This is a genomic window from Paraburkholderia lebeckiae, assembly GCF_014201005.1.
Taxonomy (GTDB): Bacteria; Pseudomonadota; Gammaproteobacteria; order Burkholderiales; family Burkholderiaceae; genus Paraburkholderia; species Paraburkholderia tuberum.
The window spans coordinates 1-25,260 of the sequence record NZ_JACHDK010000012.1 but is presented as its reverse complement, the minus strand read 5'-3'; the positions used below and the strand labels follow the sequence as shown (position 1 = coordinate 25,260).

The window sequence follows — 25,260 nt, the reverse complement described above, 5'->3', positions numbered from 1 at the left end:
AGATTTCCCCGCATGCGTCGTTATCTCGTTCTGATGGGGCGGCCTGCTATCTCCTGGCCGCCCGGACCGGCGGACAAGCAGCCCCGCCCGCGGACGAACCGAGGTTGCCAGCGACAAACATGGAAGCGAACACGATCACCGCGCCCCGCCGGGGCTCCTTGCGCACGGTCATCGACCGGCTGCGGGCGTTCGGCCGGCGCGAGGACGACGACCAGCCGAGCAGCGCGAACCGCCCGCCCCCACTGGAACAGGTGGTCGGCGCGGTCGATCTGCTCGCGCACGTCGACGATGCGCTGCGCTTCATCTACGTGTCCGACGCGAGCCTGCGCTTCATCGGCTATCACCGCGAATACCTGAAAACCGCGACGCTGCACGATCTGGTCGCGCCCGCCGACGTGCCGCGCCTCGACGCGCTGCTCAAGCTCGCGGCGGCCTCGGGCAACGTCGAGAAAGCGACGCTCGGGCTCGTCAAGTCGCTGACCTATCCGATCACGGTCGAGCTGCGGGTCGTGCGCAGCAGCCACGACGGCGTCGACGGCTACGCGATCGCCGGCTTCGACGTGTCGTCGTGGCGCGCCACCGAAGAGCGCCTGACCCAGGCGCTGCATCTGGACCGGCTGACCAGCCTGCCGAACCAGTCGGGCTTGCTGCACGCGTTGCTCGACGCGCAACAGAAGGCCGACGCGCATGGCACGCCGGTCGCGCTCTTGCTGCTCGATCTCGACGACTATCAGCGCGTGAATCGCGCACTCGGCTACGACGCCGGCGACGAGATGCTGCGCGACACGTCGCGGCGCCTGTTGAACATGACGAGCCCGAACGAAACGATCGCGCGCGTCGCCAGCGACGAGTTCGCGATCCTCGTGAAGCCTGCCGCGAGCCGCACCGACGCGGCGGCGGCCGCCGAAGCGCTGGCGCGGCGTCTGTTGACCGCGATCCAGCAGCCGTACGTGTTCAAGGGTCAGCAGGTGCACCTGTCGGCCAGCATCGGCATCGCGCTATACCCGGACGTGCGCCACGCCAACGACACCGGCGGCCACGACACGCACCTGCTGCGCTGGGCCGACCACGCGCTGTTGCAGGCGAAGGCCGCGGGCGGCAACACGCTGGCGTTCTACGTACCCGACGACAACCCGGCCGACGCCGAGCGCCTTAAACTCGAGGCCGACCTCTACGACGGCGTACGCAACGGCGAGTTTTCGCTACACTTCCAGCCGATCACGAGCAGCCGCACGCGGGGCGTGGTCGGTGTCGAGGCGTTGATTCGCTGGACGCATCCGGTGCATGGCCTCGTGCCGCCGTCGATGTTCATTCCGCTCGCGGAGTCGATCGGGCTCATCAACTTTCTCGGCAACTGGGTGCTGAAGGTCGCGTGCATGCAACTGATCCAGTGGGACGCGAAGGGCATCTCGCTGCAGTACGTGGCCGTCAACGTGTCGCCGCAGCAGTTTCGCGATCCGCGCTTCAAGGACTCGGTGCGCGAGGCGATCGAGCTGACCGGCATCGATCCGCGCCGCCTCGTCTTCGAGATCACCGAAAGTCTGCTGATGCACGACCCGGCGCACGCGAAAGGCTTGCTCGAAGAGCTGACCGCAATGGGCATCCGCTTCGCCGTCGACGACTTCGGCACCGGCTACTCGAGCCTCGCGTACCTGCAGCGCTTTCCGCTCGCGAAGCTGAAGATCGACCGGAGTTTCGTCGAGAATCTGCTAACCTCGCGAAACGATCAGGCAATCGTTAGCGCTGTCGTCGGCCTTGCGCAGACGCTCGACCTCGAACTGGTAGCCGAGGGCGTCGAAACGGAAGCGCAACGCGCGTTGCTCACCGAGATGGGCTGCGATCACATTCAGGGCTGGCTCGTTTGCAAGGCGCTGCCGTCCGAGGAACTCGCGCAGCGCTTCGAATCGCGCGAGCTTCAGTTGCACGGCGCGTAACGGGCGATGCAGACACGACGCCCAGGCAGCGCAACAAGCCGGCTCACGACCGGCATGGCATTCACTGGAACACGTATGGCTTTTGCGGGACTCACATGGTAAAGGCGGCAGTGCTCGACCGGCTCTGGACGCGAATGAGCGAGCGCGGCGATTTCCCTATGCTGTCGCAATCGCTGCGCACCACCATGGCGGCAGTGACCAACGACGACCTCGACTTCACCGGCCTCGTGCAAGTGGTGCTGTCGGACTTCGCGCTCACGCAGAAGGTGCTGCGGCTCGCGAACTCGGCGATGTACATGGCGTTCGGCGGCAACATCACGACCGTGTCGCGCGCGCTGATGGTGCTCGGCATGGATGCGGTCGGCCATCTGGTCGTCGGTCTGAAGATCGTCGATCACTTTCATCAAAGCGCGCCGCGCCGCATCGACGCGAAACTCGAACTGAACCGCACCCTGCTGTCGGGCTGCGTCGCGCGCAAGCTGACCGAGCGCGGCGACCTGCGCGCCGGCGAGGAAGCGGTGGTCTGCACGCTGATGCGGCAGATCGGCAAGCTGCTGGTCGTGTTCTATCTCGACGCCGAATGGGACCAGATTCGCCGCCATATCGACGGCGGCGCACTCGAAACCGATGCGTGCGTGCTCGTGCTCGGCGTGACGTTCGATGAAATCGGCGCCGAAGCCGCGGTGCGCTGGCGCCTGCCTGACACGATCCGCTCGGGCATGGGTGAGTTCGATGCGGAGGATGCGACGCAACCGCGCCAGGTGCAGTGGCTGCGCGCGATCACCAATTACTCGACCGCGGTCGCCGACGTGCTCACCCAGCAGAACATGCCCGAGGGGGAGCGCGAGGCACGCATCGGCGAGCTTGCGCACGAGTACAGCAGCGCGCTGAACACCGACCCCGAGGTGCTGCTGCAGATGAGCGTCGCGCTAGCACGCGAGGATGGCGGCGACAGCGTGATGCGCGAGATCGTCGAGTTACGCGCGAATGCCGATGCGATCGCACGCGAGGCGCTAACACCCGAGGCACGCATCGAGATCGGGGTGAAGGATCTGCGCGACCTGCCCGAGGGCAGCCCGCTCGCACCGGCGCTCGCGATGGCCGCCGAGACCGTGCTCGCGGCGCTCGGCTTCTCGCGCACCGTGGTGTACGTCAAGCACAGCAACGGATCGTTCAGGGCGCGTCTCGGCTTCGGGCCGAAGATCGACGCGGCGCTGCCGCGGCTCTCGTTCAACACCGCGTTCGAACCCGACGTATTTCATCTCGCGATCGCGAACTCGGTGGGCATCTTCATCGAGAATGCGCGCGATCCGAAGATGGTCGCGCGGCTGCCCGAGTGGTTCCGGCGCTCGTTCGATGATGCGCGCGCGTTCGTGCTGCTGCCGATCATCGACGAAACCGATCAGACGGTCGCGCTGCTCTACGGCGACTGGTCGCATACGCAGGAGGCGCGCCGCATCTCGCAGAAGGAGATGAGCGTACTCAACGAACTGGCACGGGAGTTAGGCCGTTTTTTCGGCCAGGGGCAAATGCAGGAAATGGAGACGATGTGAAGACCTGGCGTGATCGTTGATCACGCTGCTTCACGTCGATCCTTTCCGGGTTTGCCCGAAAACGATTTTATCCGGGCACGGTGTGGGGCTTTTACCCCACTCAATCCTCGATCCGCTCGAGCCCTTCCGCGCCGCGATCCGCGACGCCGGCCCATGCGCCGGCCGCGAGACCCATCTGCGCGACCTCTTCCACGGTCAACGGCGCAAGACGCTCGCATAGCGTGGCGACGCGCTCCCATGCGCCGCCTTCGAGCGCTTCGACCGCGCTCAACAGCAGACCCAGCCTGCCCTCGCGATGCAGGATCGCGGCCTGGATCGGCCGCGACAGCGTGAGGATGTTCAGCGTTTTTTCCAGCGAGCCGCCGAACACCGCATCGACGAACGAAAACACACCGGTCAGGAAGGCCGCATCGGCTTCGTCGCGGCCCGCCTCGGGCATGCGCTCGATCGCGAGTTCCATGAAGCGCGCGCGCGTGGCCGCGAGTTGCAGCAGCGGATCGTCCTCCAGCGCGACCTTGCGGCCGTCGGCGTAGAGCAGCAGTTGCGTCCAGCGCGCGATGCGGTCGGTGCCGGTCGCGTTGATCGCGTCGCGCAGCGTCGTCACCTTGTGACCGACCGCGAGGCCGCTCGAATTCGCGAGCTTCATCAGATGCATGACGAGCACCGGATTCAGCTTCAGCTCGGCTTCGAGCTGCGCGACCGTCGGGTCGCCCGCGAGCAGTTGCAGCAGATTGAGCAGCGCGTGGCGCGGCGCGCTGACGCGGCGCGTCGCCGAGCTTTGCGCGCGCGCGAAGTAATAACCCTGGAAGCGGTCGAAGCCGAGCTCGTGCACCGTTTCGAAGTCGGCCTGCGCATCGACACCTGATGCGAGCAGCAGCTTGCCAGCCGACTTCAGCACGCTCGCGAGCTTCGGCAGCAGCGCGCGCGGTGTGCGCGTGACGTCGATCTTGACGACTTCGGCGTACGGCAGCAGCTTCGCGAAAGTCTCGTTGGGCTGCGTCACGTCGTCGAGCGCGAAGCGGTAGCGGCGGCCGTGCAGATACACGACACGCGCGATCAACGCGTCGTCGACTTCGAGCGATGAAGGCAGCTCGAGCATGAAGCGCTCGGCGGGCAGTCTCAGGATCGCGTCGTCGAGCAGCAGCTCGCGGCTCACGTCGACATAGGCCGGATGGCCGGTCAGCGCGCCGCGCACGTCGCTCTGCACGAGCCCGCGCACGATCGCGCGCGCGACGCGTTGCGCCGGCGTGGGCGCGCGGCCCGGCAACGCGTCGGTTTCGGGAGGGAGATCGGTATTGGCTTGCGGGGCGATGCGGTCCGCGTCGGCGAGCGGCAGCTCGGGCGCACGCACCTTGATCTCATAGCCGCACAGCATGCCGTCCCGATTCAGAATGGGCTGCCGCGCGTAGCTGGCGGTGAGCGACGCGTCGTCGGTCGTGCCGCTGTGGCTCAGAGTCTCGATTGCGATGGTGGTCATTCCAGTCCCCGCTCGGCGCCTGGCCGCTATGTTCTGTTTTTCGCTGCACGTTGGCGCGTTTCTGTGACGTTGAAAGCTCCGTCGCGCGCGGCAGTGTGCGTCGCAATTTTATCGCAGCGTCATTGGGCACGAACAGGCTTACGAGGCAATATCTCGAAATATTTGTTGAACGTTTGCGACACGCGTGCGGAAAGCAAAACGGCCGCAACGAGCGGCCGTTTTGCACACTTCGATGCATCGTTACTTCAGCACGACTTTCACGTTGAAATATTTGGCGGCGAGGCGGTCGATCGTGCCATCCGCCTTCAGCTCCTTCAACGCGCCGTTCAGCGCATCCTTCAGTGCCTTGTCGTTCTTGCGCACACCGTAGCCGACACCCGCGCCGAGCAGCTTGTCGTCGCTGACGGCCGGACCGGCGAACTCGAAGCCCGCGCCCTGCGGCTTCTTCAGAAAGCCCTTCGATGCCGCTTCGGCGTCCTGGAACGACGCATCGAGACGGCCCGACGCGAGGTCCGCGTAGATCTGGTCCTGCGTCTGATATGGCACGACGTCGACCCCGGCCGGCGCCCAGCGCGCCTTCGCATAGGTTTCCTGGATCGTGCCCTGCAGCACGCCGACGTGCTTGCCCTTCAGCGATGCGGGCGTCGGCTGTAGAGCACTGCCCTTCTTCGCGATCATCTGATTCGGGATCGTGTAGATCGGATCGGTGAAGTCGATCGCCTGGCGACGCTGGTCGGTGATCGTCATGTCCGAGTTGATCGCGCTGAACTTGCGCGCTTCGAGCGCCGGGATCAGGCCGTCGAACGAGTTCTCGACCCACACGCATTTGGCCTTCAGCTTCGCGCACACGGCATTGCCGACGTCGATGTCGAAGCCCTGCAGGTCGCCAGCGGGCGACTTCGATTCGAACGGCGCATACGACGCCTCGACGCCGAAGCGCACTTCCTTGATCTCAGCCGCCGACGCGGTGCCTGCCGTCAACACCGCCGTCGCGACCAGCGCGAGCGCGGCCAGGTTGGGCCAATTCTTCTTCATTACGGATGTTCCTTTACGGTGTGGACTGAAACGGAGCCGATTCGGCGCGCACAGGCGGATTACGCCCGCCGCGCTTCGGACTCGCGCGGCCGGCGTGACCAGTTGGTGCGACCGCCGCGAAGCCGGCGATTGTACATGGAACCTGTCTAGACAAGCTTGGACAGCGTGTCGGCGGTGGTGTCGACGACGAGCAGACCGGCGCGCAGGCCGGGCTTGACCGTCGGGTTCGGAAACACGATGCGCTCTTGGTCGCGCTGCACCGTGTATTGATAGTCGCCGTCGCGCGCCAGCAAGCTACCCCTCATGAGCAGCGTGAAGTTCGGCACGTCCGGCGCGAGCAGCAGCTCGAATGCGTCGCTTTGCTTGGTCAGTTGATCGACGACGGTGAACACACGCGGCAGAGCGGCTTGCGCGTCGGCTGGTGCGTCGGCTCGCGAACCCACGCGCGTGCCGGCCAGCAGCGCGCGCACCGCGAGATCCGCGCCCTCGAAGCGTGTCAGGTCGTTCTCGCCGAACGGCCGCACCTTGCCGAGTTCGAGCGTGCACGCATCAGCGCCACACGCTTGCGCGGTGAAGTGCGAATAGGTGTTGCCCTTCGTCGTGTGCAGCAGCACCGCGCTGATACGCGCGTCGCCGAGCCATTCGAACATCGCGCGCGAAAACGGCTTGCCGGTATGCGGCAACAGCGCAAAGCGCTCGAACACCGACGCGCGGATCGCCGTATGCATGTCGACATGCCAGCGCGCGCCGGGCGCGGCTGACGCGTCGGCGAAAAAGCGCGTCGCGGCCTGTTCGAGCGCGGCCGCGCGCGGCGCCTCATGACTGTGCGGCAGTTGCAGATGACGGCCGCTGAACAGCCGGTTCAGATCGTCGTCGCGATAGCGGCCGCCGTCGCGCATCGCCTCGATGTTGCCGAGAATCACGAGCAACCGGCACGCAAGCACGGCGCGGCCCTGCGCGATATCGGCGACGATGCGCGACAGCAGTTCGATCGGCGCGGTTTCGTCGCCATGCACGCCGGCCGACACGAGCACGCTACGGATGTCCGCGTGCCGCTCCGCGGGCTCGATGACGAGTACACCGTCGCCCTGCCACGTCCAGCGCACGCCGTTCGCACACGTGCCTTGCACTTGATGCGCGGCAGGCCGGGAGCCCGCGAGCGTCCACGCGAGAAAATCGTCGAGCATCGCGCTCGGGGCCGCCATTGCGTGCTCAGCGCTGGAAGTCATACAGCGAGCCCAGAGCGAGGATTTGCGTCAGCTCATCGAGCGCGGTGCGCGACTCGACCAGCAGCTTCGGATCGGTGAGATCGGCGGGTGCGAGACGATCGCGGTAGTGCTTTTCGATCCACGCATCGAGACGGCCGAACAGCGTGTCGTCGATCCACACTCCCGGCGCGACCGCCGCGCGTTCGATGTCGTCGAGTACGACGCGCAGACGCAGACATGCGGGGCCGCCACCGTTCTTCATGCTCTCGCGCAGATCGAACACGAGCACTTCGTCGATCGGACCGCTGTGCGAAGTCAGCTCATCCAGATACGCGGCCACGCGCGGATTTTCGCGGCACTCCTGCGGCACGACCAGCACCTGCTTGCCATCGGGCCGAGTCAGCAGCTGGCTGTTGAACAAATACGACGTCACCGCATCGGCGACGCTGACCTGGGCGTCGGGCACTTCGATTACGTTGAACCCTGCGTGCAGACTCGCGAGCTTCGCGCGCAGCTCGTCGTACACCGCCTGCTGCTCGACGAACGCGAGCTGATGGCAGAACAGCGTGTTGCGATTGCCGACCGCGATCACGTCGTTATGGAACACGCCCGCGTCGATCACTTCAGGGTTCTGCTGGGCATACACGGTCGCCGCTTCCTGCAAGCCATGACGATGCGCGACCGCGCGGCTCGCCTCGAACGTCTGGCGCGCCGGATAGCGCTTCGGTTCCAGCCCGCGACGATACTCGCTGCGGCCATACACGAAGAATTCGACACCGCGCGCCTTGTATTGCTCGCAAAAGCGCGTGTGATTCGCCGCGCCCTCGTCGCCGAGCGCGGGCGTGCCGGGCAGCGCCTCGTGCACGACGAAGCGGTCGGTGTCGCTGAACATCGCGCGCAGCGTGCGGCGTGTCGACTCATGTTCGATCGCGCGATGCAGCTTGCTGCACAGATTGGCCGGCGTGAAATGCACCCGGCCGTCGTGCGTATCCGCGGACGGGCTCACCGTCGCCGCGTTCGCGGTCCACATCGCCGAGGCCGAACTCGCCGCCGCGAGCAGTTCGGGCGCGTTGTTCGCGACGCGCGCGATCACCGAAGCATCGTCGCCGGAAAAACCGAGCTCGCGCAACAGACGCATCGACGGACGCTCCTGCGGCGGCAGCACGCCCTGATGAAAGCCGAGGTCCGCCAACTGCTTCATCTTGCGCAGACCCTGGCGCGCGGCGGCCTTCGGATTCGCGACCGACTTCTCGTTGCTCTGCGACGCGACGTTGCCGAACGACAAGCCCGCGTAGTTGTGAGTCGGGCCGACCAGGCCGTCGAAATTGGCTTCAGTGGCTTGCAGCATCGTCGATCCTCAGAATTGAAGGCCCGGCGAGACGCTCGCGGGCATGTTCAGTTGCGCGCTCTCGACTGAGGCCATTGGGTATGCGCAGTAATCGGCCGCATAGTACGCGCTCGGCCGATGATTGCCGGAGCGGCCCGGCCCGCCGAACGGCGCTCCTGAAGAAGCGCCATTGGTCGGCCGGTTCCAGTTGACGATGCCCGCGCGAATCGTGCGCTGGAAATGCGTCCACAGCGCTTCGTCGTCGGCGAGCAGGCCCGCCGAGAGACCGAACTCAGTATCGTTCGCCTGTTCGAGCGCGTCGTCGAAATTGCGGTAGCGGATGATCTGCGCGAGCGGACCGAAGTGCTCCTCGTCGGGCAGGTCCTTTACGTCGGTCACGTCGAGAATCGCGGGCGTGACGAAGCCGAGTTGCGGATCGCGCTGCTCCATTTTCAGCAAAGCCTTCGCGCCGCTCGCGAGCAGACGCTCCTGCGCGCCGATCAAACGCGAGGCCGCGCGCGCCGACACCACGGCGCCCATGAACGGCTGCGGCTCCGCGTTGTATTCACCGACGCCGATGCGCGCGGTCACTTCCGTCAGGCGCGCGAGGAAACGCTCGCCGAACGCATCGTCGGGCACGAAGATGCGGCGCGCGCACGTGCAGCGCTGGCCCGCCGACAGAAACGCCGATTGAATCGTGTGGTGCACGGCGGCGTCGAGGTCCGCGACCGGGCCGATCACGAGCGGATTGTTGCCGCCCATTTCGAGGGCGAGCACGATCTCCGGCCGTCCGCCGAACTGTTTGTGCAGCAATGTTCCCGTATCCGAACTACCGGTGAAGAACAGTCCGTCGATCTGCCGGTGATTCGCGAGCGCGATGCCGGTGTCCTTCTCACCCTGTACGAGATTCAGCACGCCGGCAGGCAGCCCCGCATCGCGCCAGATCTGCACGGTCAGCGCCGCGACGCCGGGCGCGAGTTCGGACGGCTTGAAGACGACCGCGTTACCGGCGATCAGCGCCGGCACGATATGCCCATTCGGCAGATGGCCCGGGAAGTTGTACGGCCCGAACACCGCCACCACGCCATGCGGACGATGCCGCAGCACCGCGGTGCCGTCGGCCATCGCCGAGCGCTTTTCGCCGGTGCGTTCGTTGTAGGACTGAATCGAGATCTCGACCTTCGCGGCCATCGAGGCCGCTTCGGTGCGCGCTTCCCACAGCGGCTTGCCGGTCTCGCGGCCGATCGCTTCGGCGAGCGCTTCCTTGCGCTCTGTCACGAGCGCGGCGAAGCGGCGCACCACCGCGCAGCGCTCGTCGAGCGTCAGCGCCGACCATGCGGCGAACGCGCGGCGCGCGCTCCGTACCGCGCGATCGACGTCGTCCGCCGACGCGCCGTTGCCTTGCCACACCACCGCGCCCGTGCCGGGATTGCGCGATGCGAATACGGGTCCTGTGCCGGCGGCCCACTCGCCGTCGATGAAAAGCTCGCTCATGATCATCCTTGTTTGTGTTTCAACGGCAGCACCCGCAGCGGATCGCCTGCCTGCACGCGAAGCGCGTCGGCCTCGGCCGCGCTCAGCCGGCACACACCGTTGCGCGGCACGCCCGCCACGACGCCAACGCGAAAATCGCCGAGCGACGTATTCGATACCATCGACTTCGGCCCGTCCTGCGCGGCTTGTTCCGCTGCCTCGCCAATTTCAGCCGCCACCAGCACGCTTTCGCGCACCGTGCGCAAATCGGCGATATGGCATTCGAGCACCGGACCCGCGTCGAAAATATCGACGTGATTCTCATAGCGCAGCCCTTCGGCTTCGAGCATGCGGCGCGCGGGGATCGTGTCGTTATGCGTGAGGCCGACGCAGCGCTGCGCCTCTTCCGGCAACAGTTCGACGTACACCGGATAGCGCGGCATCAGCTCGGCGAGAAACGCCTTGCGGCCGTGCGAGCTCAGATAGTCGGCCGCGTTGAAATCGATCTGGTAAAAATGCGAGCCGACCGCGCGCCAGAACGGCGACGTGCCCTGCTCGTCGAAATGGCCGCGCAGCTCCGCGCACAGACGCTGCGGAAAACGCTCGCGAAACTGCGCGAGAAACATGAAGCGCGAGCGCGACAGCAAGCCGCCGACGCCGCTCGTGCGATAACGCGGGCTCAGAAACAGCGAGCACACTTCCGCATAACCGGTGAGGTCGTGCGAGATGTTCAGCGCGTGCATGCGCGTCCAGATGCCGAGATCCTGGCTCGCGTGCACGACCGTACTCACGCGATAGTTGTAGAACGGCTGCTGCAGCCCCACCGCCGTTTCGATCCCGCAGACGCCGGCCACGTCGCCGGTCGCGGTGTCTTCCATCACGAAGAAATAACCGGCCTCGTGCGGCGCGGCCTGATCTTCCATCGTGCGGCGCGCGCGTTCGACACGCGCCGCGAGCGCATCGCGATCCGGTTTGAAGGTGGTCAGGCCCGGCCCGGTTTCCTGCGCGAGCCGCATCAGCGCATCCACATCGCCTCGTTGTACTACGCGAACGACGATCATTGCGCTTCTCCCGATTGTTCATCCTGCGGCTGATGCAGCGGCACGCAGCGCACCGCATCGCCTTCCCGTACGCCGAGCGCGGCGCGCGCCGCCTGTGACAACCCCGCGCCCGACGCCTTGCCGGGCGCGAGATCGCCGAGCACGCAACGGAACTCGCCGGCGGCGCCGTTGTGCGCGATCAGGTACGTTTCGCCGTGCGTCGCAGATGCCTCGCGCACGACGCGCGTTTCGTTGTGCTTCACGCTGACACTGCGATCCAACTGCGCGGTCAGCACCGGACCCGCGTCGAAGATATCGACGTAGCGATCCGTCTCGAAGCCTTCCTCGAGATGAATCTCGTAGGCGAGCAGCGCGTTCGCGTCCGGCTCGCCGAGCACGCGCTGGGCCGCTTCGGGCAACAGCGGCACATACACGGGATAGGTCGGCATCACTTCGGCGATGAAGGTGCGGCTGCGGCCGCCCGATTCGACTTCGATGTCGGCGAAATCGCGGCCGAAAAACTTGCGCCCCACCGCTTCCCAGAACGGCGATACACCGTTTTCGTCCGTCACGCCGAGCAGCAGCGAGAACACCTCGGGCGTGAAGCGCTTGCGATTCGCGGCGATGTACATCATCCGCGCGCGCGACATCAGTTGCGCGGCCGCGTCGCCGCGCAGCGACGGGTCGATGTAGTAGCCCGCGAGCCGGCTCTTGCCGGTCAGCTCGTGCGACATCGTCAGCGCGTGAATCTTGCGATTCACGTGCAGTTCGCGCGACGCATGAATCAGCGCGTCGTTGCGAAACACGTAGAACGGGTCCGCGTAACCGGCCGCCGCGACGATGCTCGCGGTGCCCATCAGCTTGCCGGTCTCCGAGTCTTCGAGCACGAACAGATAAAACTCCTCGCCCGGAAAATCGACCTCCGCGCGAAACGAGTCTTCCGACAACGCGACCCGCGCTTCGAGCGCGCGCCGGTCGTGCGGCAGGGAATGCAGCACCGGCTGCGCGGTGCGTGCCATATGCTCGAGCGCATCGAGATCGGCAAGGCGGCCTGGACGTACGAAGAGCATCATCGTTCCTGTTGAATGTGACGCATGATCCGCTGCATCAGCGTGGGCGTGCGGGACTGCCTGAACATCAATGCGACGCCGCCTGCGCGTTCGCGCCGACGAGTTCGCCGAACGCCGTCTCGAGACGCGCGAAGCCTGCGGCCATGTCGTCGAGCGGCATAATCAGCGACGGCACGAAGCGCAGCACGTCCGGGCCCGCCATCAGCATGATCACGCCGTGCTGGCCGGCCGCGTTGACGAAGTCCTTCGCGCGGCCCCGGAACGTGTCGTTCAGTTCGGCGCCGATCAGGAGACCCTTGCCGCGCACTTCGGTAAACAGCCCGAAGCGCTCGTTCAGTTTCGCGAGATGACCCTTGAGCACTTCGCTGCGCGAGCGGACGCCTTCGAGCAGCTTCGGGTCGCTGACGAGTTCGACCACTTTTTCCGCGATCGCCGAGCCGAGCGGATTGCCGCCGTAAGTCGTGCCGTGCACGCCGACCTTGAAGTGCGCGGCGAGCTCTTTGGTGGTCAGCATCGCGCCGATCGGGAAGCCGTTGCCGAGCGCCTTCGCGGTGGTCAGGATGTCCGGCGTCACGCCGGTGTCCTGGTAGGCGTAGAAGAAGCCGCTGCGGCCCACGCCGGTTTGCACTTCATCGAAAATCAGCAGCGCGTTGTGCCGGTCGCACGCTTCGCGCAGCGCCTTCAGGAACGCCGGATCGGCCGGGATCACGCCGCCCTCGCCCTGGATCGGCTCGACGATCACCGCGCAGGTCTGCGCGCCGATCGCCTGCTTCGCCGCTTCGATGTCGTTGTACGGCAGATGCGTGATGCCGGCCGGCACCGGGCCGAAGCCTTCCGAGTACTTCGGCTGGCCACCGACGCTGACGGTGAACAGCGTGCGGCCGTGGAACGACTGCGCGAACGAAATGATTTCATCTTTCTGCGCGCCGTGACGGTCGAACGCGACGCGGCGCGCGAGCTTCAGCGCGGCCTCGTTCGCCTCGGCGCCCGAATTCGCGAAGAACGCGCGGTCGGCGAACGTGAGGCTTTCGAGGCGCTTCGCGAGGCGCAGCACCGGCTCGTTCGTGTAGCCATTGCCGATGTGCCACAGCTTGCTGCCCTGCTCATGCAGTACCTTTAGCAGCTCGGGATGCGCATGACCGAGCGCGGTGACGGCGATGCCGCCGGCGAAGTCGATATAGTCGCGGCCTTGCGTGTCCCACACGCGCGAGCCGAGACCGCGATCCGGTACGAAGGCGGCGGGGGCAAACACCGGCACCATGACTTCGTCGAAGGTCTGGCGTGTCACAGTCAGGTCGTTCATGGCAATTCCTTTTACGGGTGACAGGTAATACAGCTAGTGTAGGAAACCGCGCGCGGCACGTCTTGCGCATACGCGACGCTTTCTATGAGGTTCCGCGCGTCGCCGGCCACAGCGGGTATTTTTCGTGCAGGCGTTTCGTTCGTACTCTGTGAGCGGTTCGTGTCGGGCTTGTGTCGAGCTTTGGTCGCGCTTTGGTCGCGCTTTGGTCGCGCTTTGGTCGCGCTTTGGTCGTACTCGCGCCGGGCTTGCCCCGGCTTCGCTTTCAGGCGGCTTCCAGCGCGCGCACGAGCCATGCGTGCATGGCGCGCCGCCTTGCGTCAATCGAGCTCGGGCCGCTCGATCAGCGCGGCCGGCCGCGGCTCGCTCGCGCCGCCGTGCGCGCCGGTCTGGCGGTCGATCCAGTTGCGGCGATCCTCGCGCGGCGTGACGCCGAAGCGCTCCCGATACGCATTCGAAAAGTGCGCCGCCGACGAAAACCCGCATGCGAGGCTGATCTGCACGACGGATTTGCTGGTGCGCTGCAATTGCGTGCGCGCCTTCGACAGCCGCAGCCCCAGATAGTATTTGGACGGCATCGAGCCGAGATACTGGCGAAACAGGCGCTCGAGCTGCCGCCGCGAGACGCCGACGAGGCCGGCGATTTCATCGGTGGTCAGCGGGTCCTCGATATTGGCTTCCATCAGCAGCAGCGCGTCGTTCAGGCGCGGGTGACGCTCGCCCGGCGCGGTCACGAACGGAATGCGCTGACGCTCCTCGCCCGCGCGCAGCACGCCTACGCCGAGCGTATCGGCGATGCGCTCCGCGAGTTCGGGCCCGTGCTCGCGGCCGATCATCGCGAGCATGAAGTCCACGGTCGCCTGGCCGCCCGCGCAGGTCGCGCGATCGCGATCGATTTCGAAGATCTGCTGCGTGACGATCGAGCGTTCGAACTGTTCAGAGAACTGCTGATAGGTTTCCCAGTTCACGCTGACGCGATACCCGGACAGCTGCCCCGCCATCGCGAGCCACCACACGCCGTGGTGGATACCGGTGACGAGCGGCGTGCGCTGGCCGACGCGCGCGAGGCTCGCGAGAAACAGCCGGTAGTCGGCGAACTGCTGGAACCGCTCGCTGACGATGATCAGCCAGTCGCACGCGATCGCGTCGCCGAACGCGGCATCGGCCGGCCATTGCGCGCCGCCCGACAGTGGCACCGCGCGGCCGTCCCACGAACACACCTGCACGCGATACAGCGCGCGGCCGTCGATTTCATTGGCGAGACTGAGCGCGTCGACGATCGGCCCGACGCCCGACATCGACACGGGCGGCAGTGCCACAATCGCGACCTGCGTCGTGCGAGCCGGGCTGGACGTGCGGGCCATCGCTTGTCAGTGAAAACGAACGAGCCGCGCGTTACTTCAGACTGCCGGACAGGAACTGCTTCAGGCGCTCGCTGCGCGGCGCGCTCAGCACTTCGGCGGGATTGCCCTCTTCCTCGGTGCGGCCCTGGTGCAGGAACATCACATGGTTCGACACATTGCGCGCGAAGCCCATTTCGTGCGTGACGACGATCATCGTGCGGCCTTCCTCGGCGAGCTTCTGCATCACCTTCAGCACTTCGCCGACGAGTTCGGGGTCGAGCGCGGAGGTCGGTTCGTCGAACAGCATCACGTCCGGGTCCATCGCGAGCGCGCGCGCGATCGCGACACGCTGCTGCTGGCCGCCCGACAGATGCGCCGGATACTGCTTCTCGAGACGCGGCGCGAGACCGACCTTCTCCAGATACTCGCGCGCCCGGTCCTCGGCTTCCTTGCGCTTCAGACCGAGCACATGAATCGGCGCTTCGATCACGTTCTCAAGCACGTTCATGTGCGCCCACAGGTTGAAGTGCTGGAACACCATCGCGAGCTTCGTGCGGATGCGCTGAAGCTGCTTGTGATCGGCGACTTCGAGATTGCCGGCGCGATCGGTCTTCGTCTTGACCGCTTCGCCGTCGACGACGATCTGCCCGGCGTTCGGCCGCTCGAGAAAATTGATGCAACGCAGGAAAGTGCTCTTGCCCGAGCCGCTCGCGCCGATGATGCTGATCACGTCGCCCTTGTTCGCGTTGAGCGACACGCCCTTGAGCACTTCGTTGTCGCCGTAGCGCTTGTGGATGTCCTGTACGGCGAGCTTGCAAGCTTCGGTTTGAGTGGTATGGAGCAAGATGCTCTCCCAGTGAGAATACGGATCGGTCTGGTGCGGACGCCGCCGTGCCGAAGTTCGACGCGCCCGATGCTATGTCGTCAACGCGCGCTCAGTGCGTGCGCACCGCGAGATGCGCGAGCCAGCGACGCTCGGCGCGCCGGAACAGCGCAACCAGCGCGAACGACACCACGAGATAAATCAGCGCCGCGAGCCCGAACGCATTGAACGACTGGTAGGTCGCCGAGTTCGCATCGCGCGCGACTTTCAGGATGTCGGGCACCGTGGCCGTGAATGCGACCGTCGTCGCGTGCAGCATCAGGATCACTTCGTTACTGTACAACGGCAAGGCGCGGCGCAGCGCGGACGGTATCACAATGCGCCGGTACATCGTGAACCCGCTCATGCCGTAGGCACGCGCCGCCTCGACTTCGCCATGCGAAGTCGAGCGGATCGCGCCCGCGAAAATCTCGGTCGAGTACGCGCAGGTGTTCAAGGCGAACGCGAGGATCGCACAGTGAAAGCCGCTGCGAAAGAACGCGTCGAGCAGACTGTGCGAACGCACGAACGCGAGACTGTACACGCCGGTGTAGATCAACAGCAGCTGGACGTAGAGCGGCGTGCCGCGAAATACGTAGGTGTACAGACGTACCGGCGTCGACAGCCAGCGCTTCTTCGACACGCGCGCGACCGCGAGCGGTACCGCGCACACGAAGCCGATCGCGATCGACGCGACCAGCAGCCACAGCGTGACCGCGAGACCCGACAGGCGTTGCCCGTCCCAGAATAGATACGCCTTCCAGAATTGATTGAGGATGTCGATCATGACGCTCAGAGCTCCGCGTGTCGCACGCCGATCGAATAGCGGCGGTTCAGCCAGATCAGCGCGACGTTCGATACGGTGGTGATCGCCAGATAGATCAGCGCGGCGACGAGGATGAAGAAGAACATGTTGAAGGTACTCTTGCCCGCGTCCTGCGCGGCCTTGACGACGTCGGCGAGACCGATGATCGATACGAGCGCGGTGGCCTTCACGAGCACCTGCCAGTTGTTGCCGATGCCGGGCAGCGCGAAGCGCATCATCTGCGGGAACAGGATGCGCGTGAACACGCGCACGCCGCTCATGCCGTACGCGCTGCCCGCTTCGAGCTGGCCGCGCGGCACCGCGAGAAAGGCGCCGCGAAAAGTCTCGGTGAAATACGCGCCGTAGATGAAACCGAGCGTCAGCACGCCGGCCACGAACGGATCGATGTCGATCTGCTCGATGTTGAACATGTCGGTCAGATCATTGAGCCAGATCTGGATGCTGTAGAACAGCAGCAGCATCAGCACGAGGTCGGGCACCGAGCGGATCAGCGTCGTGTAGCCGGTCGCGATGACCCGCAGGGGCCGGTTGAACGAGAGTTTCGCCGCCGCGCCCGCGAGGCCGAGCAATACAGCGGCCGCCAGCGACAGAACGGACAGCTCGATCGTCTGGAGCGTGCCGGCGAGCAGCACGGGACCAAAGCCATATAGGAACACGCGTGTCTCCATCCAGTTCGTTGAATTGGCGCGGATGGCGGCGGCTTCATGGGCTGCTCGCTGCTCCGGCATGGCGCGGAGTCTCGCAAGCTGAAATCAATTTCTCAAATATGGGGCGGGTGATTTGCTGCGACGCAACATGACACGTCGACGCACGACGGAACGCTCGTAGCGCTTGGTTTCACGGGGGTTATCGTGTTGTCGCGCGCGCCGCGTGCGCCTGGCCGTGCGGCGATTTAGCAAGTTTCGGGTCGCTTTTTCGATAGGCCGCGCCGACCGCGGTGGCGCCGCCCGAACGCGTCGCGCCGTTGCGTCAGCGCGTCCACGCCGGCTCCGACGCCTGACAGCTCGCGCTCAGTCGAGCCCGAGCCGCGCGCGAATCGCCGGCAGCATCTGCTCGACCGCCTCGCGTCCTTCCTCGATGGCTGGCGCCGCGCGATGAAAATCGAAGATGCCCATGCCGCCGAGACGCGGCTGGATCAGGATATCGGCCGGTTCGCCAGCGAGCCGGCTGCGCGTGATGCGCACCTGCATGATGTCGATGCTTTGCGCGATCGAGCTCAGCATCGACGGCACCTGCGCGCTCGGCTTCGGCGGCACGCGCACGTCGTCGGTGGCGCTCGCCTCCGCCGGCGCGAGCCAGCGCGGCCACGGCTTGCCGTTGCGGCGCAGCGCGACGGGCGGCGGCGCGGTGGGATCGAGCGCGGGCGTTTGGATGACCGGGCCGCCGAAATCGCGGCCGTTCAGGATGTCGTTGTTCAGATCGATCGCGATCACGCAGTCCGCGCGCATGCCCCGCGCGACCGACACCGGCACCGGATTGCTGAGCCCGCCGTCGACGAGCCACACGCCGTTGTGCCATACCGGCGTGAAGATGCCCGGAATCGCAATGGATGCACGCACCGAGTCGATCGTGCTGCCGTCCTGCAGCCAGATTTCGCGGCCCGTGTCGAGTTCGGTCGCGACCGCCGCGAACGGCATCTGCAGTTGCGCGATCGAGCAGCCGGCGAATTTGTCGGCGAATAGCTGGATCACCTTGCGCCCGCCAAGCAGGCCGCCCGAGATGCGCAGATCGAGCAGCCGCACCACGGTCTGCCACGTGAGGCGCGACACCCACTCCTCGAGCCAGTCGAGATCGCCGTTCGCATAGACCGCGCCGACCAGCGCGCCGATCGACGTGCCGCACACGACGTCGGGCCTGATGCCCGCGTCTTGCAGCGCGCGAATCGCGCCGATATGCGCCCAGCCGCGCGCGGCGCCGCCCCCCAACACCAGCCCGATCCGGCTGTATCGACGTCGACGTATCATGCCTACCCCGCTTTTTCGGCCCGCTTATCCGGCCGTCTTCTGATCGACATTGCCCCTTCGCCTATCGCCCGCGAATCACGTCCGAGCGTGACGTGGTGTACACCCTCTGGCTCCGGTCGAAGTGAACGTTGAAGATGCCTTCTTCGGTCACGCCGCCCTCGCGCCATTTCCAGCTCCACACGGTTTCCGGCTTCAGCGGAAACACCGCGACCTGTCCAGGCTTGCCGAGCAAGCGCCGCACCTCGTCCTCGGTCATGCCCGAGCGAATCTTCGCGAAGTTGTCCGCGGTCAGCACCTGCGTGATCGCCTGCAGCTTGCCGTCGCGATCGATGTCGACCATGTAGGTGTTCAGGCCTTGCGGGCCGCGCGGATATTCGAAGCGCTTCGAGCCGTCGGTGAAGCTGCGCGTGGTCTCGGGCTTGCCCATCTGCGCGAGGATTTGCGCTTCGGTCGTGACGCCCGGCGTCATGTTCTTGAGCAGCAACGCGTCCGGTTTGACGGCGTTGAAAAAGTCCTTGAGTTTTTGCACGGCTTGATCGCTCTGCTGTTGGTCGCAGCCGGTCAGCGCACAGCACGCTATCAGTAGCGTCACGCCCAGCGGTTTGAGGCTCACTTCGGTTCCTGTCCGGATGTGCGGGATTTGTCGTCGCGGCGCCTGGCCGGTCTGTAGTGTGTACTACAAGGATAACCGCGCACGGAGAAAACCGCGAGCAACGCAGGCGCGACGGGTGCGGCTACGCACGCAACGTGTTGCGCGCAGCGCTAATGGATCGGCTGAGGTCGGTTGAGATGGGCACGCCAGAAGCAAAAAGGCGACGCTGTGTACAGCGTCGCCATGTCGGTCGATAGGATCAACCGGAAGTGACGGCGGCTCATTGGCCGCCTTGCGCGAAGCACCGCGGACGACGCGCAGCGGTCTGCTCCAGACGAAGCGATGAGCAACCTTGGCTACTCACCTTGCGCCATCGCCGAATGACAAACCGCTGCCTTTTATGGCCGCCCTGGTCCCTCGAAAAGCCTTCCAGATGCCGCTAATCTAAACGCATCGGAGACTTTCGACGAGAGCGCGTTTACACCGAATCGGCAGAAGATTCGCGCGGCGCAAGAGGGGTGCCGGTTGGCCGGCCCCGGATGGCCGGCCGCCGGATGGCCGGCCATCAAATGACACGAAAGCCGTGCGTGCCGTCGCGCGCGAGTTGCGCGACGAGCCCATGCTCCCACTCCAGATACGCGCTCATCGCTTCGCGCGCGTTCTCGGTGCCCTCATACGGCCGCTGATAACGATCGATCCGCGGCGACGCCATTCGCGTGCCGCCCGACTCCACGGGCAAGCCCGCGTCGATCCACGCGGTCGTGCCGCCGCGCAGCACCTGCACCGGCCGCCCGGTCGCCGCGGCGAGCTCCGGCGCGACGAAGCGCGCGAGCACGTCGCTGCCGCACGTGAGCACATAGCGCTTCGCATCGGGCAGCGTGCGCAGCGCGTCGGCGAGCTGACTGCGGATCACGAACCACGCGCCCGGAACATGCCGCCTCAGATAGTGCGTGCTGCTCGTGAAGTCGAGCACGACGGTTCCCGTCGACTGCAGCAGCGCGGCGAGCTCGGCCGGCTCGATGTCGTCGACGTCGGGCGGCGTGACCGCGTTGCGCGCCAACGGCGTCATGCCCTTCTCGGCGAAATCGGCCGCCGTCAGGCCATCGACCACGTACACCTCTACGTTCATCTGCGCGAGCCACGATGCGGTCATGTTCGCGCGCACACCGTCGCTGTCCGCGAGGATCACGCGCGCGCCGCGCACCGTCACGAACAGGTCGGTTTCCTGCACGAGCTGGCCGCCCGGTGCGCTGCGAAAACCGGGCACGTGGCCCGCCTCGTATTCCTCGGGGTTGCGCACGTCGAAGCGATAGACGGTGCGTACCGCTTCGTCGGCCCAGCGGCGCGCTTCGTCGCGCGACGTGCGGCGCACGCGCGCCCGGTCGGCAACCGCGCGCGCGCCGTCTGCCGCGGCGAGACGGGAAACGTCGTCGACCGCGCCTTCGACACGCCGCGCGCTGCCATGCGCGAGCGGTTGACCGGCGAGCGTCCAGCCCATCGTGCCGTTGCGCAGCGCGGCCACCGGATTCGGCACGCCCGCGTTGATCAGCGACTGCGCGCCGATGATGCTGCGCGTGCGCCCAGCGCAATTGACGATGATGCGCGTGGCCGGATCCGGCGCGAGCTGCCTGGCGCGCAGCACCAGCTCCGCGCCCGGCACGCTGATGCTGCCGGGGATGTTCATGGTCTGAAACTCGTCGAAGCGGCGCGCGTCGAGCACCACGACATCGGCCTCGCGATCGAGCAGCGCCTGCACCTGCTGCGCGGACAGCGACGGCGTATGACGCACGCTTTCGACCAGTTCGCCGAACGCCTTGCTCGGCACGTTGACATCCTTGAACAACTCGCCGCCCGCTTCGCGCCAGCCTTGCAGGCCGCCCTCGAGCAAGGCGACGTTGGTATAGCCGAGTTCGGCGAAGCGCTCGGCCGCACGCCTCGCGAGGCCTTCGCCGGCATCGAACACGACGATCGGCACGGCCGGGCGAGGCAGCCGCAGCGGCGCGTCGAGTTCGAGCCGCGACAGCGGCAGATTGGCGGCGAACAACGGATGACTGCGCGCGTGCGGATCTTCCTCACGCACGTCGACGAGCGCGATCTCCTCGCGGTCGAGCAATGCATGGCACACGTCTTGGAACGACCGGGTACGAAACTCTTTGACGACACTCATGGGATCGGGAACTCCTTCGCTACATTCCAGATTTCCGGCAACGGATCGCGTCACCGCACCGATACTTAACCGTACACTCGAATTCCGATCGGCGCACGGTCACTCGCTGGATTGGTTATTCGGGCGCACTGCGAATGCGAAGCACCGCCGCGCGAACACGCTACGCACGCGCAATTTCCGCGCCACGCGCCGCATCCCCGTCGTGCCTCATCGCGCCGCGTCGGTCCTGCCGACCCTTCAGCCGACAGGGGCATCGCCGCGCCGCCAGCAGAAAAGGCGCCGCTTTGCCACAATGCCCCATCGCGCGAAAGCGCCGCCCATCGCAATCAACAGACAATGATCCCCTTCTCGGTTCTCGATCTTTCGCCGGTCACCGCGGGTGCCACGCCGGCTGACGCGTTCAGGAACACACTGTCACTCGCGCAGCACGCGGAAAAGCTGAACTACAAGCGTTACTGGCTCGCCGAGCATCACAACATGACTGGTATCGCGAGCGCGGCGACCTCGGTCGTGATCGGCTACGTGGCCGGCGGCACGAAGACGATTCGCGTCGGCTCCGGCGGCATCATGCTGCCGAACCATGCGCCGCTCGTGATCGCCGAGCAGTTCGGCACGCTCGCGTCGCTGTATCCGGGGCGGATCGATCTCGGCCTCGGCCGCGCGCCCGGCACCGATCAGACCACCGCTCGCGCGCTGCGCCGCGATCTTCAGGCGAGCGCCGAAACCTTCCCCGACGACGTCGTCGAATTGCAACGGTATTTCGCCGAGCCGGTCGCGGGCCAGCGCATTCGCGCGGTGCCGGGCGCGGGCCTGAACGTGCCGCTGTGGCTGCTCGGTTCGTCGCTGTACAGCGCGCAACTGGCCGCGGCGCTCGGGCTGCCGTTCGCGTTCGCGTCGCACTTCGCGCCCGATTACATGATGACCGCGCTGCAGGTGTATCGCACGCAGTTCCGGCCGTCCGCGACGCTGGCGAAGCCCTATGCGACGGTCGGCGTCAATCTGTTCGCCGCCGACACGAACGACGAAGCCGCACGGCTGTTCACGTCGCTGCAGCAGCAGTTCATCAATCTGCGGCGCGGCACGCCGGGACAATTGCAGCCGCCGGTCGAGCGGCTCGACGCGTCGGAGATGGAGTTGAACAACGTCGCGCGTGCGCTCGCCTGCACGGTGCTCGGCGATCGCGACGCAATCCGCGAAGGTCTGCAATCGATCATCGAGCAGACCGGCGCGAACGAGTTGATGCTGACCGCCCAGATTTACGATCACGCCGCGCGGCTGCGCTCGTTCGAGATCGGCGCCGAGGTACGCGATGAAATGATGGCGGCCAGATAAGCGGTTCGCGAACCGATCGGCGGACACGGCGACGCACGAAAAGAGGGCGGTTCATGGCAAGCCGCCCTTGTCTTTTGCACTGAGTTGGGGCCGGTCGCGTGAGAAGCCGGCCCAATGCCGGCGTGGGTCTAGAAGGCGCTCTTTATGACGCCCCCGTCGGCCCGCAACGCGGCTCCCGTGGTGGCCGACGAAAGCGGACTGGCGATATAGGCCACGAGCGACGCGATTTCCTGCGGCGAACCAAATCGCTTGATGAGCGAGGTGGGACGGACCTTCTCGAAGAACTCTGTTTCGAACGCTTCAAACGATTTGCCGTCGGCCTTGGCAAGGGTCTCCACGAATTCACCCACTCCCCGCGATTTCGTTGGCCCCGGCAGCACGCTATTGACTGTAATGCCCGTCCCGGCAACGGCTTCGGCGAGCCCCCGCGAGACTGCCAGCTGCGCGGTTTTCGTCATCCCGTAGTGGATCATTTCAGCAGGAATCTGCACCGCACTTTCGCTCGAAATGAAAATGATGCGCCCCCAGTTGGCCTGCCTCATCGCAGGCAAAAACAGGCGAGCGAGGCGTACCCCACTCAAGACATTGACGTCGAAGAACCGCCGCCAGTCCGCGTCGGGGATCTCTTCAAACGGCTTGGGCTCGAAGATGCCCAGGTTGTTGACCAGAATTTCCACGTCCGGATAGCGTCGCGCGAGCTCTTCTGCTGAAGCGGCGGTACTGAGATCGCCCGCAAATCCCTGCACGTCGCTGCCCGTCTGCGCTTTCAGCTGCGCGACCACGTCGTCCACAGATGACTGAGCGCGGCCGTTCACGATCACACGAGCGCCCTCCTGCGCCAACGTGCTCGCGATAGCGAAACCGATGCCGGCTGTGCTGCCGCTCACCAGCGCGAGTTTGCCTGTCAGATTCAGGTCCATGAGTGGTTTCCTTTCAATGGATGAATTAAAAACGGCGACATCGGAACTTGAACGTCGGATGCCGCCAGGAGGTTCACGTACGTGTAATCGATGCGCCACCATCGACCAGTGAGGCGGTTCGGTCAAGAACGCCTGCGATTCGTTGCTGTCGTTCATGTCGAGATACATCTGCGTGTCCACAGCGCCCCGCAACACCGAATAAGTCAGGATCGGGCATAGAGCCTCGCTTTCGAACAGAAAAAGACTAGATGATCTGACGGAGATGTCCGGGAGCAGCAAAGCGTGTACGTGGGGGCACGCACATGAGTGGCAGGCCGATAGCGAAGCAGGCAGACCTGAAGTACGTGTAGGAGAAGAAAAACAAGGCCATGTCAGCGATTTTCCAACTTCGTCTGGCTAAGTGATGGTGGCGCCCAGACTCACATCATCGCGATTCACCACGGGGATGCGCTCCGCGCAGATCACGCCCGGATGGCATGACATGTGCGTTGTGTGCTGCAGGCAGCCGGCCGCTCAAATGTTTCTACAACCCTCTTGTTCAAGGAGACACATCATGAACACACTGACCATCGACGACATCCAGAACTCTGCAGAACTTGATCACCAGGAGATGACCAGAATTCAAGGTGGCCGGATGAAACTACCCGGCCAGCACATCGGCTCGATCCTCACGTCCGCTGATGGCGACCCTGTCGGCGTCTATGTCGACGGCGTGCTGCAAAACTCGGTCACCGACGGCTTCTACCACGGCTGACAGCAAAGGAGGCGCGCAGCCCTGCGCGCCTGATGCCGTCGGTGTGGCAGCCTACGTGTCGTGGAGCTGGCTCACCAGGTAATCGATGAGCGCACGTGCTCGAGACGGTAAAAAACGATTCGACGGATAAAGCAGCCAGACCGGTCCCATATAGGGACGCGCCTCGAATTCCCAGTCGGTCAGCACCCGGACAATGTCGCCCCTGGAAATCGCCTGCGCAGCGGCAAAATCGGGCAAGCTCGCAATGCCCAGGCCATGCAGCGCAGCATCCAATCGCGCGCCCGCATCATTGGCGATGTATCGGCCCTTCACTTCGACCGACTGTGTCTCAGAGTCGCGGCGGAAATGCCATCGATTGTCGTCGACCGTCTCCCCTAGATACATGCATGCATGCCGGTCAAGGTCGCGTGGCTCGGCCGGTGTCCCCCATTCCGCGAGATAAGCAGGTGACGCGCATAGAACCCATTTGACCGCTCCAAGTCGCCGGGCAGCAAGGCCTGGCGGAGGCGAACGCGTGAGTCGGATCACCATATCGACATCGTCACGTAGCGGATCGACTTCGTGGTCGGCGAAGACCAGATGGACATCCACGTCGGGCCACATGCGCAGAAATTCGGGAACAAGCGGATGGATGACGGATCGCGCAAATGAAATCGGCGCACTGATGCTGACCTTGCCTCGCGGATCACCCGTCACTTGTCCAGCGACGTCGACGGCGCCCGACGCTGCGCCGACCATATCCCGGCAATACCGATAGACCTGCGCGCCTGAATCCGTCAAACGGAGGCTACGGGTCGAGCGCTCAAGCAACCGCGTGCCAAGCGAATCCTCAAGACGCTTGATCTGCCGACTGACAGTCGACGGTGTACTGCCCAGTTGCCGCGCGGCAATCGAGAAGTTGCCGGCGTCGACAACCCTCGCAAACGTCGCCATGTCGGGTAGTAACGCAAAGAGTTCATTGGGATTCATCGCGACCCTCGCACCGGCACTAGGCCGTGTTCACATTTAAAAGCGGCCCAAACGAGCAGGCAAGGGACGCGAACACGAGATAGCTGTCAGCGAGCTTGTCATACCGGGTGGAGA

The 25,260-nt window shown here is 65.4% G+C and carries 21 protein-coding genes and 1 pseudogene; 4 read left to right on the top strand and 18 right to left on the bottom strand.

From position 1 onward, the window contains the following. The first annotated feature begins 119 nt into the window (after positions 1-119). Positions 120-1,934, top strand: coding sequence for a putative bifunctional diguanylate cyclase/phosphodiesterase (locus tag HDG39_RS22210; RefSeq protein ID WP_184008668.1), 1,815 nt, complete (start codon positions 120-122; stop codon positions 1,932-1,934). A gap of 95 nt (positions 1,935-2,029) precedes the next feature. Beyond that, complete coding sequence (locus HDG39_RS22205; protein ID WP_184008666.1) at positions 2,030-3,487, top strand: HDOD domain-containing protein; 1,458 nt, start codon at positions 2,030-2,032, stop codon at positions 3,485-3,487. A 100-nt stretch (positions 3,488-3,587) separates the two neighbouring features. Here the strand turns inward: HDG39_RS22205 and HDG39_RS22200 are convergent, their stop codons facing one another. The 15 genes from HDG39_RS22200 to HDG39_RS22130 all read right to left on the bottom strand — a co-directional run bounded on the left by HDG39_RS22200 (position 3,588) and on the right by HDG39_RS22130 (position 21,171). Further along, a complete protein-coding gene (locus HDG39_RS22200) occupies positions 3,588-4,964 on the bottom strand; it encodes an EAL and HDOD domain-containing protein (protein WP_184008664.1) in 1,377 nt (458 codons plus the stop codon). A 240-nt stretch (positions 4,965-5,204) separates the two neighbouring features. Continuing rightward, on the bottom strand, positions 5,205-5,999 hold the full coding sequence (locus HDG39_RS22195) for an ABC transporter substrate-binding protein (RefSeq protein WP_184008662.1): 795 nt from the start codon (positions 5,997-5,999) through the stop codon (positions 5,205-5,207). 146 nt (positions 6,000-6,145) lie between these two features. Then, complete coding sequence (gene astE / locus HDG39_RS22190) at positions 6,146-7,228, bottom strand: succinylglutamate desuccinylase (protein ID WP_184008660.1); 1,083 nt, start codon at positions 7,226-7,228, stop codon at positions 6,146-6,148. Beyond that, positions 7,212-8,552: an N-succinylarginine dihydrolase gene (astB, locus tag HDG39_RS22185; protein WP_184008842.1), complete on the bottom strand. Its 1,341-nt coding sequence runs from the start codon at positions 8,550-8,552 to the stop codon at positions 7,212-7,214. Before astB ends, astE begins: the two co-directional genes overlap by 17 nt. A gap of 12 nt (positions 8,553-8,564) precedes the next feature. Then, entirely contained in the window at positions 8,565-10,028 is a 1,464-nt protein-coding gene (gene astD / locus HDG39_RS22180) for a succinylglutamate-semialdehyde dehydrogenase (RefSeq protein WP_184008658.1), read from the bottom strand. A gap of 2 nt (positions 10,029-10,030) precedes the next feature. Continuing rightward, positions 10,031-11,068, bottom strand: coding sequence for an arginine N-succinyltransferase (gene astA, locus HDG39_RS22175; RefSeq protein ID WP_184008656.1), 1,038 nt, complete (start codon positions 11,066-11,068; stop codon positions 10,031-10,033). Next, positions 11,065-12,117 (bottom strand): arginine/ornithine succinyltransferase subunit alpha, encoded by a 1,053-nt coding sequence (aruF, locus tag HDG39_RS22170; RefSeq protein WP_184008654.1) that lies wholly within the window; start codon positions 12,115-12,117, stop codon positions 11,065-11,067. Before aruF ends, astA begins: the two co-directional genes overlap by 4 nt. Positions 12,118-12,184: 67 nt before the next feature. After that, the gene (locus HDG39_RS22165; RefSeq protein ID WP_184008652.1) at positions 12,185-13,420 is read right to left on the bottom strand and encodes an aspartate aminotransferase family protein; all 1,236 of its coding nucleotides are present in this window, start codon (positions 13,418-13,420) and stop codon (positions 12,185-12,187) included. Between the two features lie 317 nt (positions 13,421-13,737). Next, positions 13,738-14,781 carry a GlxA family transcriptional regulator gene (locus HDG39_RS22160; RefSeq protein ID WP_184008650.1) on the bottom strand — a complete coding sequence of 348 codons (1,044 nt, stop codon included), beginning with the start codon at positions 14,779-14,781 and terminating at the stop codon, positions 13,738-13,740. Between the two features lie 31 nt (positions 14,782-14,812). Continuing rightward, positions 14,813-15,604 carry an ABC transporter ATP-binding protein gene (locus HDG39_RS22155; RefSeq protein ID WP_184008648.1) on the bottom strand — a complete coding sequence of 264 codons (792 nt, stop codon included), beginning with the start codon at positions 15,602-15,604 and terminating at the stop codon, positions 14,813-14,815. A 91-nt stretch (positions 15,605-15,695) separates the two neighbouring features. After that, positions 15,696-16,409 (bottom strand): ABC transporter permease, encoded by a 714-nt coding sequence (locus tag HDG39_RS22150; protein ID WP_184008646.1) that lies wholly within the window; start codon positions 16,407-16,409, stop codon positions 15,696-15,698. Positions 16,410-16,414: 5 nt separating this feature from the next. Continuing rightward, positions 16,415-17,104 (bottom strand): ABC transporter permease, encoded by a 690-nt coding sequence (locus HDG39_RS22145; protein WP_184008644.1) that lies wholly within the window; start codon positions 17,102-17,104, stop codon positions 16,415-16,417. A 354-nt stretch (positions 17,105-17,458) separates the two neighbouring features. Beyond that, positions 17,459-18,412, bottom strand: coding sequence for a patatin-like phospholipase family protein (locus tag HDG39_RS22140; RefSeq protein WP_184008642.1), 954 nt, complete (start codon positions 18,410-18,412; stop codon positions 17,459-17,461). A gap of 61 nt (positions 18,413-18,473) precedes the next feature. Beyond that, the gene (gene bamE, locus HDG39_RS22135) at positions 18,474-19,025 is read right to left on the bottom strand and encodes an outer membrane protein assembly factor BamE domain-containing protein (protein WP_184008640.1); all 552 of its coding nucleotides are present in this window, start codon (positions 19,023-19,025) and stop codon (positions 18,474-18,476) included. A 544-nt stretch (positions 19,026-19,569) separates the two neighbouring features. After that, positions 19,570-21,171, bottom strand: a complete 1,602-nt coding sequence (locus HDG39_RS22130) for a rhodanese-related sulfurtransferase (protein ID WP_184008638.1) — start codon at positions 21,169-21,171, stop codon at positions 19,570-19,572. Positions 21,172-21,507: 336 nt separating this feature from the next. On the opposite strand from HDG39_RS22130, the gene HDG39_RS22125 reads away from it, so the two are divergent. Next, entirely contained in the window at positions 21,508-22,503 is a 996-nt protein-coding gene (locus HDG39_RS22125) for an LLM class flavin-dependent oxidoreductase (RefSeq protein WP_184008636.1), read from the top strand. Between the two features lie 128 nt (positions 22,504-22,631). Here HDG39_RS22125 and HDG39_RS22120 read toward each other — a convergent pair whose 3' ends face one another. Further along, complete coding sequence (locus tag HDG39_RS22120; RefSeq protein ID WP_184008840.1) at positions 22,632-23,423, bottom strand: SDR family NAD(P)-dependent oxidoreductase; 792 nt, start codon at positions 23,421-23,423, stop codon at positions 22,632-22,634. Between the two features lie 553 nt (positions 23,424-23,976). Between HDG39_RS22120 and HDG39_RS22115 the strand changes: the two genes are divergently transcribed. Further along, on the top strand, positions 23,977-24,177 hold the full coding sequence (locus HDG39_RS22115; protein WP_018418526.1) for a hypothetical protein: 201 nt from the start codon (positions 23,977-23,979) through the stop codon (positions 24,175-24,177). Positions 24,178-24,228: 51 nt separating this feature from the next. Here HDG39_RS22115 and HDG39_RS22110 read toward each other — a convergent pair whose 3' ends face one another. Continuing rightward, entirely contained in the window at positions 24,229-25,146 is a 918-nt protein-coding gene (locus tag HDG39_RS22110; RefSeq protein ID WP_184008620.1) for a LysR family transcriptional regulator, read from the bottom strand. Positions 25,147-25,165: 19 nt separating this feature from the next. Further along, positions 25,166-25,260: pseudogene (locus HDG39_RS22105) on the bottom strand (IS5/IS1182 family transposase); the annotation flags it as partial.